Origin of the sequence: Ruminococcus sp. NATIVEDY161, from assembly GCF_045819895.1 — a bacterium.
Classification (GTDB): Bacteria; Bacillota; Clostridia; order Oscillospirales; family Acutalibacteraceae; genus Ruminococcoides.
Window position 1 is genome coordinate 1,487,722 of the sequence record NZ_CP162392.1, and the last position, 12,251, is coordinate 1,499,972.

Here is a 12,251-nt window from a genome sequence, read left to right on the forward strand (position 1 = left end):
ATGAATTACAGAAATATTTTTGACGCTCACGCCCACTATGATGACGGTTGGTTCGACGACGACCGCGACGAGCTTCTTAAATCGCTTCCGCAAAAGGGCGTTTGCGGAGTTGTCAACAACGCGGTGGACTTAAAGTCGGCAAAAGAAATTCTAAAGCTCTGCGATAAGTACGATTACTTTTACGCCGCGGTGGGTTTTCATCCCGAGAACCTCGATGATATGCCCGACGATTACCTCGACCAAATTGCCGAGCTGACAAAGCTTGAAAAAGTTGTCGCAATCGGGGAAACCGGACTGGACTATCACTGGGATATTCCGAAGGACTTACAAAAGCAGGTTTTCGAGGAGCAGATTAAGCTGTCGCTCGATTTGAAAATGCCTCTCGTTGTTCACGACCGCGAAGCGCACGGAGATACATTTGACTTTCTCAGAAAGTACAAGCCGAACGCGCTTGTACACTGCTTTTCGGGAAGCGTCGAGCTAATGCGCGAGGCGGTAAAGCTGGGCTGTTATATTAGCCTCGGCGGAGTTGTTACCTTCAAAAACGCGCGGCACAGCGTTGACGTCGCGGCGGAAATTCCGATTGACAGACTTCTGCTCGAAACCGATGCGCCGTATATGGCGCCTGTTCCGTTCAGGGGCAAGCGCTGCGACAGCTCAATGATAATTTTCGCCGCGAAAAAAATCGCTTCGCTCAGAAATATGGGCGTTCAGGAGCTGCTCGACATCACCGCGGAAAACGCAAAGAGATTTTATAATATATAAGCAAAAAGCTGTACACCGAAAAATGTACAGCTTATTTTTATTCAAACAACTCCGGGTGCATGCGGCTGTAGTGGAAAATGTACTGCTGGGCGATTCCGGCGTACTCACCGAAGTCGTTCGCGCTCATTCCGGGGAACAGCTTTTCCATCGCGCGCTTCATCCATACGTCAACCGGAAACGCCTCTACCCTGTGCATACCGAACAACAAAGTGCAGTCGGCCACCTTTACGCCCACGCCGGTTATCTTCATCAACTCGGCGCGCGCGGCTTCATAATCCGCGGTTTTGCAGAGCTCCAAATCGACCTCGCCCGAAGCGACCTTTTTTGCCGAATCAATTATATATCTGTTTCTAAATCCGGCCCTGAGCGGAGCTAAATCGTCAGGCGTAAGCTCTGCGAGCCTTTCGGCGTTCGGGAAGGTATAAACACCTTCATCAATCTCATCACCGAAGCTCTCACACAATCTCGCGACAATCCCTTTGATACGCTTGATGTTGTTGTTCTGCGAGATTATGAACGTGCACAGCGCCTCATAAGGCTCTTGGCGGAGAATTCTTATACCCGGAGCGTACCGCGCGGCTTCCTCTAAAACCGGGTGAAGCTTGCTGATATCACCGCGGATTTTTCCGTAATCGAGTTCCAAATCAAAGTATTCGCGCCAAATTTTTTCATCCTCAGGCGCGGCATTTTTGATTACCATATCCGTGCCGTCAAGGCTAATGTTTACATATTTTCCGAAAGCCACTCCCGAAAACGAGCCGTCATCCTGCTTAGTCCATCTAAAGCTCTGTCCGCAGTCGAGCGTTTGCTCCAAATCGAGGTCACGGACATCTGGAATTAAAATAAAATTTTCCGAAGAAATGTTTTTCATAAAAATCACTCGTTTCTAAAAAACAGTATACCATATTTCGACAAAATATGATACAATAATTTTAAAGTATATTTTTAGGAGGTTTTCGCGATGAAGGAAACCATTGTTACCATACCGGTTAACGACCTTTTTGCTCCTAAGTGCGGCTGTCCTGCGTGCAGAATGGAGAACATGCTCGAAAAGCAGTACGTCGGATTTGTAACCGGCGACGCTATGATGGAGCCGAATATCAGAATTGAAACGAACAAAAAAGGCTTTTGCCGCCGTCATTTTCTACAAATGTCGCAGACCGGACAAAAGCTTCCGAACGCGCTGATTTTGGAAACCCACCTTCAGGAGATTACCGACAAATATATGCCGAAAAAACCAAACTCAAAGCCCGACAAAAAGGCGCTTGCTTCAATCGGAAATGTGCTGAATTCCTGCTACGTTTGCGATAGGATTGAAAGCGATATGTACCACCTGATGGCGACGGTTTTTATCGAGTGGGTTAAGGGCGGCGAGTTCCGCAAGCTGTACAAGGATCAGCCGTTCATCTGCCTTAAGCACTACAAATTCATAATGGAAGCGGCTATGGCAAAGGGCAGTATTCCGTCAAAGCATCTTGCGGAATTTCACGCCGACACCGCGGAGCTGACCAAGAATTATCTTGCTTCGCTAAAGAACGATATTTCGCACATCATCTCGATGTACGACTACCGAAACCGCGGCGGCGACTGGGGAACTTCGGTTGACGCTGTCGAAAGGAGCATTGACTTCCTTACAGGCGCGGATTTTACGGAAAACAATGATGAATAACTACAAAGAGGCTGACTTTGATGTCAGCCTCTGTTTATTATAAAATTATAAAATTATATCAATTAATTCTGCAATTCCATCGTCGTCATTCGAGCTTACAATTAAATCAGCATTATTTTTACAGTTGCCGCAGGCGTTTTTTACCGCAACTCCCAAGCCTGCCTCGACTATCATATCAACATCATTATCCGCGTTACCGGCAGCGGCGGTATTTTCAAGCGAAACATTAAGCATATCGCAAATGAACCTCAAAGCGTTTGCTTTAGTAGCTTGTCCGTCCATAATCTCGACAAAGTGAGTTGACGACGAGGTAACATAAACATCGGGAACAGATTTTTCAATCATATTCCAAATGGTCTTTCTGAGCTCAGCGTCAGTACTGACAAACTCTATGCTGTCAAGCCTGTTCCTATTCTTATAAATATATCCGCGCATATCGTCCGAATATCCGCGAGAGTTGCGGACATAATCGACATAAGCCGCCGAACAGCCATATTTTTGAGGGTTGTCATAATAACGCTTGTCGGTACAGGTTTCTCCTTCGAGAAAAGCTTCCCAAATCAAATCATAATCTTTTGTCAATTCAAGAATTTCCAAAACAGATTTCTCTTTGAGCTGAACCGATTTAATTCGATTTCTTTTGTTATCATAAATTCCTGCGCCGTTGGATGTAATGAAATACTTAAACGCATTCATATTCAATATATAATCGGGCATAGAACCGTAAGGTCTGCCGCTCGCCGCGACCACAGTTATCCCATTTTCCGAAGCGCGTTTAATTGCCTTTTTTACAACAGTCGAAAGTGAATTATTTGATTTTAATGCCGTTCCGTCAAGGTCAAGCGCGAGTAATTTAATATCATTCATATCATATCATCACCAAAAATAATAAAAGCACTACCTTTCGATAGTGCTTCTGTTAAAGGGCAAATACCCTGAAAACTGAACAAAGAAGAGATAAAAGGGAAAGAAGTAAATACTGACATTAGACCAAAGTATTCTTTTGCTGCTTGATTGTGGTCAAGCCCTCGACCTATTAGTACTGCCAAGCTGAACATGTCACCATGCTTACACACGCAGCCTATCAACCTCGTAGTCTTCAAGGGGTCTTACTCGCTTACGCGATGGGATATCTAATCTTGGAGTCGGCTTCACGCTTAGATGCTTTCAGCGTTTATCCGTTCCGTACATAGCTGCCCAGCTGTGCCACTGGCGTGACAACTGGTGCACCAGAGGTACGTCCATCCCGGTCCTCTCGTACTAAGGACAGAGCTCCTCAAATATCCTGCGCCCACGACAGATAGGGACCGAACTGTCTCGCGACGTTCTGAACCCAGCTCGCGTACCACTTTAATCGGCGAACAGCCGAACCCTTGGGACCGAATTCAGCCCCAGGATGTGATGAGCCGACATCGAGGTGCCAAACCTCCCCGTCGATGTGGACTCTTGGGGGAGATCAGCCTGTTATCCCCAGGGTAGCTTTTATCCGTTGAGCGACGGCATTTCCATTCACATACCGCCGGATCACTAACTCCAACTTTCGTTACTGCTCGCGCCGTCACGCTCGCAGTTAGGCTGGCTTTTGCGTTTACACTCAGAGGCACGGTTTCCGTCCGTGCTGAGCCAACCTTTGAGCGCCTCCGTTACTCTTTCGGAGGCGACCGCCCCAGTCAAACTGCCCGCCTGACAATGTCCCCCGACCGGATTCACGGCCGCAGGTTAGAATTCCAGAAACCTAAGGGCGGTATCCCAACATTGACTCCACCTGAGCTGACGCCCAAGCTTCCCAGTCTCCCGCCTATCCTGTACATAGATTACCGAAACCCAATATCAGGTTACAGTAAAGCTCCATGGGGTCTTTCCGTCTTGCCGCAGGTAACCGGCATCTTCACCGGTACTACAATTTCGCCGGGTGGGTAGTTGAGACAGTGCCCAGATCGTTACACCATTCGTGCGGGTCGGAACTTACCCGACAAGGAATTTCGCTACCTTAGGACCGTTATAGTTACGGCCGCCGTTTACCGGGGCTTCAATTCAATGCTCTCACATCTCCTCTTAACCTTCCGGCACCGGGCAGGTGTCAGCCCCTATACTTCATCTTTCGATTTGGCAGAGACCTGTGTTTTTGCTAAACAGTCGCCTGGGCCTATTCTCTGCGGCTCTTTCGAGCACTCCTTATTCCGAAGTTACGGAGTCAATTTGCCGAGTTCCTTAACTACCCTTCTCCCGCTGGCCTTAGAATTCTCTTCCTGTCCACCTGTGTCGGTTTGCGGTACGGGCATCTGCTTCTATTCACAAAGCTTTTCTCGCCTTAATCCAAGTGTGCTTCCCTACTCTAATTTCGGTCCCTTACGCCCGGGTCTACCAACGCCCGGGTCACACCCTTCTTAAGTGTCCCTTTGCTTAAATTGCAGATGGTTACGGAATTTCAACCGTATGTGCATCGGCTACGCCTTTCGGCCTGACCTTAGCTCCCGACTTACTTGGAGCGGACGAACCTTCCTCCAAAAACCTTAGACTTTCGGCCATTAAGATTCTCACTTAATTCTCGCTACTTATTCCGGCATTCTCACTCGTATACAGTCCACCAGCGCTTTCGCTCTGACTTCACCCCGTATACGACGCTCTCCTACCATACCTAATAGGTATCCCAAGCTTCGGTTCATAGTTTAGCCCCGTTAAATTTTCCGCGCAGAATCACTCGACCAGTGAGCTATTACGCACTCTTTTAATGAGTGGCTGCTTCTAAGCCAACATCCTGGTTGTCTAAGCAATTCCACATCGTTTTCCACTTAACTATGATTGGGGACCTTAGCTGTGGGTCTGGGCTCTTTCCCTCTTGACAATGAAACTTATCTCCCACTGTCTGACTCCTGATAAACAATTATCCGGCATTCTTAGTTTGATATGGTTCAGTAACCTCTCGGCCCCTAGCCAATTCAGTGCTTTACCTCCGGTAATCTATATCAAGGCTAGCCCTAAAGCTATTTCGGAGAGAACCAGCTATCTCCGAGTTCGATTGGAATTTCTCCGCTACCCACAGCTCATCCGCTGGCATTTCAACGACAGTCGGTTCGGTCCTCCATAAAGTTTTACCTTTACTTCAACCTGGCCATGGGTAGGTCACACGGTTTCGGGTCGAATACATTTGACTTCTTACGCCCTATTAAGACTCGCTTTCGCTGCGGCTCCGCACCTTAAGTGCTTAACCTTGCCAAATACATTCACTCGCCGGACCATTCTACAAAAGGTACCTGATCGTCCGTTGAATGACTTTCAGTGCTTGTAAACACAAGGTTTCAGGTTCTGTTTCACTCCCCGTCAGGGGTACTTTTCACCTTTCCTTCACAGTACTTCTTCTCTATCGGTCACCGAGTAGTATTTAGGCTTGGAGGATGGTCCCCCCGTATTCCCACCGGGTTTCACGTGTCCGGCGGTACTCTGGATACAGTCTGCTGAATTGACTTTTCGCTTACAGGATTTTCACCTTCTTCGATTGGCCTTCCCATACCATTCAGCTAAGTCGCTTCAATGCATTATACTGTCCGAACCCCGAAGGTATTTCTACCCTCGGTTTGGCCTCTTCCGCGTTCGCTCGCCACTACTGGCGGAATCTCTGTTGATTTCTCTTCCTCGCCCTACTTAGATGTTTCAGTTCAGGCGGTTCCCCTCATATGCCTATGTATTCAGCATATGATGACAAGACTTTCCTCTTGCCGGATTGCTCCATTCGGACATCCACGGATATATCGCTCACTTACAGCTCCCCGTGGCTTTTCGCAGTTAGTCACGTCCTTCATCGGCTCTCGGTGCCAAGGCATTCCCCTTGTGCTCTTTGTAGCTTGACCATTTCTTATGAGATATCTTTGGTTCTTCGTTTTAGTTTGAAAATAGGCTGTTTTACAACAATCTTTTTCACCCTTACAGAAATTGCAGTATTTTTACCTTCGTAATTTGAGTTTGTTTGACTAAACCTTACTTGATAAACATACTTTCTCGCTTTATCTGCTATCTTTATTCAGTTTTCAAGGTACTTTTAAATATCAGCGTAGATACCTTTTATTTAATTCAAGCGTTTATTCAGCGTCTTTACGTTGACTGCTTTGTCTTACGTTTTTGCGCTGCGCACTTTCCTTATCACAGGTTTTGCTGATTGGAAACCATAAAGTCTAATGTCAGCGAATTTTTCATTATTCACTATTCATTATTCTTTATTATTTCCTTCTGGTGGGCTTAAGTGGACTCGAACCACCGACCTCCCGCTTATCAGGCGGACGCTCTAACCGGCTGAGCTATAAGCCCATATTGGTTTGGCTCAATTCCATAAGCCTTTATTTGAAAAGATAACTCCTAAATAAATAAAGATTTTTAACTATTCTTTATTCTTTATTCATTATTCTTTTCTTCTGGTGGAGATATGCGGGATCGAACCGCAGACCCCCTGCTTGCAAAGCAGGTGCTCTCCCAGCTGAGCTATACCCCCATATCTTTTTGAAGGCAGAACCTTCAAAATTGAACAATAAGGTTACCAAAATCCATAATGCTGACCTTGGATGTTAGACTGATTTATTTCATTCAGTCAGGTCTCCATAGAAAGGAGGTGATCCAGCCGCACCTTCCGATACGGCTACCTTGTTACGACTTCACCCCAGTCGCCAATCCTACCTTCGGCAGCGCCCTCTTGCGTTAGGCTACTGACTTCGGGTATTACCGGCTCCCATGGTGTGACGGGCGGTGTGTACAAGGCCCGGGAACGTATTCACCGCGGCATGCTGATCCGCGATTACTAGCAATTCCGACTTCATGCAGGCGGGTTGCAGCCTGCAATCTGAACTGGGACCGTTTTTAGGGGTTTGCTCCACATCGCTGTTTTGCTTCCCTCTGTTGACGGCCATTGTAGTACGTGTGTAGCCCAGGTCATAAGGGGCATGATGATTTGACGTCGTCCCCACCTTCCTCCGTTTTGTCAACGGCAGTCCTATTAGAGTGCTCTTGCGTAGCAACTAATAGCAAGGGTTGCGCTCGTTGCGGGACTTAACCCAACATCTCACGACACGAGCTGACGACAACCATGCACCACCTGTCTCAACTTTCCCCGAAGGGCACCTAATGTATCTCTACTTCGTTAGTTGGATGTCAAGACCTGGTAAGGTTCTTCGCGTTGCTTCGAATTAAACCACATACTCCACTGCTTGTGCGGGCCCCCGTCAATTCCTTTGAGTTTCAACCTTGCGGCCGTACTCCCCAGGTGGATTACTTATTGTGTTAACTCCGGCACGGAAGGGGTCAGTCCCCCCACACCTAGTAATCATCGTTTACAGCGTGGACTACCAGGGTATCTAATCCTGTTTGCTACCCACGCTTTCGTGCCTCAGCGTCAGTTAAAGCCCAGCAGGCCGCCTTCGCCACTGGTGTTCCTCCCTATCTCTACGCATTTCACCGCTACACAGGGAATTCCGCCTGCCTCTACTTCACTCAAGCCAAGTAGTTTCAAATGCAGTTTATGGGTTGAGCCCATAGATTTCACATCTGACTTACTCGGCCGCCTACGCACCCTTTACACCCAGTAAATCCGGACAACGCTTGCTCCCTACGTATTACCGCGGCTGCTGGCACGTAGTTAGCCGGAGCTTATTCGTTAGGTACCGTCAAATTTCGTCCCTAACAAAAGAAGTTTACAATCCGAAAACCTTCATCCTTCACGCGGCGTTGCTGCGTCAGGGTTGCCCCCATTGCGCAATATCCCCCACTGCTGCCTCCCGTAGGAGTCTGGGCCGTGTCTCAGTCCCAATGTGGCCGTTCAACCTCTCAGTCCGGCTACCGATCGTCGCCTTGGTGGGCCGTTACCCCGCCAACAAGCTAATCGGACGCGAGTCCATCTCTAAGCGATAAATCTTTGATATCAAAGTCATGCGACTTCAATATGTTATGCGGTATTAGCGATCTTTTCAGAACGTTATTCCCCTCTTAGAGGCAGGTTACTCACGCGTTACTCACCCGTCCGCCACTAAACTAAAAATCCATCATTCCGAAGAAATCTGTCAAAATAGTTCCGTTCGACTTGCATGTGTTAGGCACGCCGCCAGCGTTCGTCCTGAGCCAGGATCAAACTCTCTAAAATTTGTATTTCAACGCCTTTCGGCGTTCAAATCATTTTTCAGAGTTTTAATCTCTTTATCCAGAACTTATCATACTGACACGTTCGTGAATTTACCGATGTATTTTAGTGTACATCTCACTGTAATTTCTTGAGTATAATCACTCAAAGTCATTACGGGTTTCTTGTTTTCCTTATTGTTCAATTTTCAAGGTTCTTTGTTCACTTTACACAACTAAAGCGACTCTTGATTGTTTATATTTAACATTCAAATCAGCCGATTTCGTTGACCGAACATATGCTATTATAGTACGTTAAGTCCGAAAAGTCAAGTGTTTTTTTGAAATATTTTAAATAAATTTGGAATTTCTTTTAATTTGTGGTCGATTTAGGAAAAGCTCATTTTTCACCACAATATATAGTATGAAAAATTTCACCGTTCACCGCAATAATGTACAAATCAATGATTTTAACAGTTTGCGGCTTTTTGATTAAACAAAAAAAGCCCTCCAAACGGAGGGCGTGACAGCTGTCGAATTATTTATGAAAAGCCTTGAACTTTTCGAGCACCTCTTCGCGCCACTTGTAGTTATCGGAATCGGTTTTCTTCTCGTCAAGTCCTTTATCGGTATAAATCATCATAAACTTTCCGTTGTCTGACAGATACGCTTTTACCTCGGGCAAATTCAAAATTGAGAATGTGCCGTTGCTCTTTACAGAAGCGATAATCTCATCCGCCGTTGATTTGTTCTCTCCGGTATTAAACTCATAGAGCTCGATTGTGATGTTCTTGACATCCTTATCATCAATTCTAACCGCCGTGAACTTCTTGCCTGCCTTTGCGCCGACAAGTGACAAGTCCATCTCGGTAGCTTTTGTCTCGTCCTTGGGATTGATGTATCCGTGAGCTGCAAAGTAATTGCAAAGTCCCTCGAAGTCGTTATTATAATCTGCTGCTTCAAGGCTTCTCGCCTCGTCGCCTGTGGCAACGTCCGCCTGATTGGTCTGCTGACCGCCGAAACAGCCTGACGCGAATACCATAATTAAACCTGCGCAGAGAAGCGCGGCAAAAATCCTTTTCATAATATATACGTTCCTTTCCGAAGAAATATAATGGGTGACGCCAAATTGACATCACCCATTATACATCATAATTTTGAATAAATCAATCATTTTCTAAAAAACACACAATTCAAAATTACTTATTTATGTAAGCGCCGTGTTTGCGGCAATTACAATACATATACATTTACGTCGCGTCTGCCGAAGCTGTAGCAGTCGTCGAGCGAGAAATAGAACAGGTCAACGATTGCCGAACCGTCCATAAGCGCTCCGCCTGTGTCAATCGCTGTAGCATAGCCGTAGGAAAAGATGCCGTCGGTTGTCTCGATGTAGAGCTTTGAACCGTAGGGAATCAGCGCGGGGTTAACCGCAACGCCGCCCTCGTAAACCTCGTGTCCCGAAGCGGTAAGTGCGCCTGCAGGAGCTGTATATGCTGTTCCCGAGCCGGTCAGCTTATAGCTGTAAGAAACCTTAACGCCGTTTTCATCGGTGAAGGTTCCTGCGCCGCCTGCCGAAGCCGCGCCCTTTGTTCCGACGAGAGTTACCTCGTCAACGGGCTTTTTGGTAATCTTTTCGGAGATAACCTTTTCATCGTCCTTTTCGCCGTCGATATATTTAACTCTTTTGGTTACAAGCTTTTCGCCGTCAACGCCCTTGGTCTTGAGCTTTGAGTCACCGAGGTCGATTTCGTCCGAGTTCTCCTTTTTACTTTCAAAGGGAACTGCCTCGGTAACGCTTACGTTCTTATAGATAACGCGCTTGATTGAAAGCTCGCTGATGTCGTCAACCTTGGTGTTGCAGTCAACGCTGAGAATATCGTCCTGCGAAAGTCTGATACCGGCAAGGATGATACTCTCGCCCACCTTGCCGTAAGGAAGCAGAACATTTTGAGTTTTGCCGTCGGCTGTGAGCGAAACCTTCTTGGCGTTTAAGATAACGATGTCTGTATCGGATTTAATCTCGGTTGAAGCCGAGGGAACGGAAATCTGGTTTTCTCCGAGTTTAACGCCTGCCTGATTTAACGCGTCGGCAACCGTGCCGCCCGAAACGACAATCTTTTTGATAACTCCGTTGTTTTTTACGCTTACCTCGTGCGCTGAGAGCACGTGGAATGTGCCGTCGTCGGTGAGGTTGTTATAAACCATGCTGTTTGCGACGTTGTTCTCGATCTCTGCCTTTTCGGCAGGAACTGCAGCCGCAGCCGCAACTGTGAGAACCGAGCCGAGTACAATCAATGCCGCGAGCAAGAGTGCGCCCGCTGACTTTATATGATTGAAATTCAAACCATTGTCAGTCATAATTACTACTCCTTTTTGTTAAGGCAATACCGCACCGCTTAGGTGAGCAGCTTCGCCTTATGCCTTGTTGTAACAAAAATCTTTTCATAAATACCTTTTCGCAGACGGTTTTGAAGGATTGTTCCGCAAAACCTGTTCGCGTTGTTCGACATTATAGCCTCGGTCTTTGGTAATGTCAACCTAAAAACAAGTTTGGTTTTTGTGCAACTCTTACAACAAAATTAACTATATTTTCTTTTTAGAATTATTTTTGAAGCTTCATTTTAAAATTATCCTGCATTTTTATGGTCAATTTGCAAGAATTTAAAAAACCACCGTTTGTAACCGTTTGGTTACAAGCTTGTAATATTTATACGTGGTATTTACGGCAATTATTACACAATCGGCATAACAAAGGAAAAGCGGCAGCCCGAAAGCTGCCGCTGAGAAAGCGTTATATATGTATATAAATCACGGTTAGTGGGTTTTTACCTTTACGTTTTTCTCGGTAATTCTCTTTTTGTACTGCGCCGGAGTGCAGTTGTAGACCTTTTTGCACTGGGTTATGAATGACTTTACGTTGGCAAAGCCGTTTTTGAGCGCCGCGGCAGATACCGAGGTGTTGTTGTCGAGCATATCCCTGATGGCTTTTTCAAGACGAAGATTTGCGAGATATTCCGAAAAGCTGGTTTGAGTAACCTTCTTAAAGTATTTTGAAAAATACGACGGCGAAAGGTTCACAATTGAAGAAATCTCATCAAGCGTAATTTCGCGGCTGTAGTTTTCATTAATATAGGAAATCGCGGTTTTGGCGTATGAAAAATCCCTTTTGGGAATTTCCGAGGAATTCGGCAGACGTCTATAGCAGACGCAGTGCTCGAGCAGAAGGTAGTAAATTTGGTTTACATACGCGATTTGGAGCATCGAGACGTACGCGCTGTTGTTGCCGTAGGAGTCGGAAATTTTGCCGAGAAGGTTTCCGACGCTCTCTCTTATTCCGCTGACTGAGTCAATGTCGAACAGCAATCCGTCGACGGCGTTTTTGAACTGCTTGATATACTCGAGCGAGAATATCACAAAAAGCAGAGAACAGCTTGAATCTTCGAGCGGTCGGGCTAGGTGGACATCCTCGCTGTTGAGCAGAACAAACTCTCCCTTGTCGAGCGTTTGCTCCTCTCCGTTAATAACGCACTCCGCCTTGCCTGACATTACGTACACAAGCTCAGGTTCTCTGTGCCATAAAAGCTCGGTTTTGCGTGTTTTTGAGTCGATATTTTCAACTTTTAAGGTTGCGGGTATTTTGTTGTCAAAGCTGATGATGTCATATTTATAGTCCATGGGTATTTGCCTTTCTTTGCGTGGAAACAGGGTATTTGCGTTG

7 protein-coding genes, 2 tRNA genes and 2 rRNA genes are annotated in these 12,251 nt (G+C 46.3%); 2 read left to right on the top strand and 9 right to left on the bottom strand.

Annotated elements, in window-relative coordinates:
- A complete protein-coding gene (locus AB1I50_RS07065; RefSeq protein WP_407723340.1) occupies positions 1-765 on the top strand; it encodes a TatD family hydrolase in 765 nt (254 codons plus the stop codon).
- 37 nt (positions 766-802) lie between these two features.
- Here AB1I50_RS07065 and AB1I50_RS07070 read toward each other — a convergent pair whose 3' ends face one another.
- Positions 803-1,636 (bottom strand): DNA-3-methyladenine glycosylase family protein, encoded by an 834-nt coding sequence (locus tag AB1I50_RS07070; protein ID WP_407723341.1) that lies wholly within the window; start codon positions 1,634-1,636, stop codon positions 803-805.
- A gap of 90 nt (positions 1,637-1,726) precedes the next feature.
- On the opposite strand from AB1I50_RS07070, the gene AB1I50_RS07075 reads away from it, so the two are divergent.
- Positions 1,727-2,434 carry a DUF6062 family protein gene (locus AB1I50_RS07075; RefSeq protein ID WP_407723342.1) on the top strand — a complete coding sequence of 236 codons (708 nt, stop codon included), beginning with the start codon at positions 1,727-1,729 and terminating at the stop codon, positions 2,432-2,434.
- Between the two features lie 45 nt (positions 2,435-2,479).
- Here the strand turns inward: AB1I50_RS07075 and AB1I50_RS07080 are convergent, their stop codons facing one another.
- The 8 genes from AB1I50_RS07080 to AB1I50_RS07115 form a co-directional block, all read right to left on the bottom strand.
- Entirely contained in the window at positions 2,480-3,301 is an 822-nt protein-coding gene (locus tag AB1I50_RS07080) for an HAD family hydrolase (protein ID WP_407723343.1), read from the bottom strand.
- 149 nt (positions 3,302-3,450) lie between these two features.
- Positions 3,451-6,282, bottom strand: a 23S ribosomal RNA gene (locus AB1I50_RS07085).
- Positions 6,283-6,659: 377 nt separating this feature from the next.
- Positions 6,660-6,736 (bottom strand) — tRNA-Ile (locus AB1I50_RS07090).
- 105 nt (positions 6,737-6,841) lie between these two features.
- Positions 6,842-6,917 (bottom strand) — tRNA-Ala (locus AB1I50_RS07095).
- A gap of 110 nt (positions 6,918-7,027) precedes the next feature.
- Positions 7,028-8,555: ribosomal RNA gene (locus AB1I50_RS07100) — 16S ribosomal RNA — on the bottom strand.
- The 16S and 23S rRNA genes sit together here with 2 tRNA genes alongside, the layout of an rRNA operon.
- Before the next feature lie 513 nt (positions 8,556-9,068).
- Positions 9,069-9,614 (bottom strand): hypothetical protein, encoded by a 546-nt coding sequence (locus AB1I50_RS07105; protein ID WP_407723344.1) that lies wholly within the window; start codon positions 9,612-9,614, stop codon positions 9,069-9,071.
- A gap of 149 nt (positions 9,615-9,763) precedes the next feature.
- On the bottom strand, positions 9,764-10,891 hold the full coding sequence (locus AB1I50_RS07110) for a resuscitation-promoting factor (protein WP_407723345.1): 1,128 nt from the start codon (positions 10,889-10,891) through the stop codon (positions 9,764-9,766).
- 456 nt (positions 10,892-11,347) lie between these two features.
- Positions 11,348-12,208 (bottom strand): helix-turn-helix domain-containing protein, encoded by an 861-nt coding sequence (locus AB1I50_RS07115; protein WP_407723346.1) that lies wholly within the window; start codon positions 12,206-12,208, stop codon positions 11,348-11,350.
- Positions 12,209-12,251 lie beyond the last annotated feature (43 nt).

Bases quoted from the DNA above. Each gene is read 5' to 3' on its own strand.
- AB1I50_RS07080 (WP_407723343.1), bottom strand. From the start codon at position 3,301: ATGAATGATATTAAATTACTCGCGCTTGACCTTGACGGAACGGCATTA.
- AB1I50_RS07105 (WP_407723344.1), bottom strand. From the start codon at position 9,614: ATGAAAAGGATTTTTGCCGCGCTTCTCTGCGCAGGTTTAATTATGGTA.
- AB1I50_RS07115 (WP_407723346.1), bottom strand. From the start codon at position 12,208: ATGGACTATAAATATGACATCATCAGCTTTGACAACAAAATACCCGCA.
- AB1I50_RS07110 (WP_407723345.1), bottom strand. From the start codon at position 10,891: ATGACTGACAATGGTTTGAATTTCAATCATATAAAGTCAGCGGGCGCA.
- AB1I50_RS07075 (WP_407723342.1), top strand. From the start codon at position 1,727: ATGAAGGAAACCATTGTTACCATACCGGTTAACGACCTTTTTGCTCCT.
- AB1I50_RS07070 (WP_407723341.1), bottom strand. From the start codon at position 1,636: ATGAAAAACATTTCTTCGGAAAATTTTATTTTAATTCCAGATGTCCGT.
- AB1I50_RS07065 (WP_407723340.1), top strand. From the start codon at position 1: ATGAATTACAGAAATATTTTTGACGCTCACGCCCACTATGATGACGGT.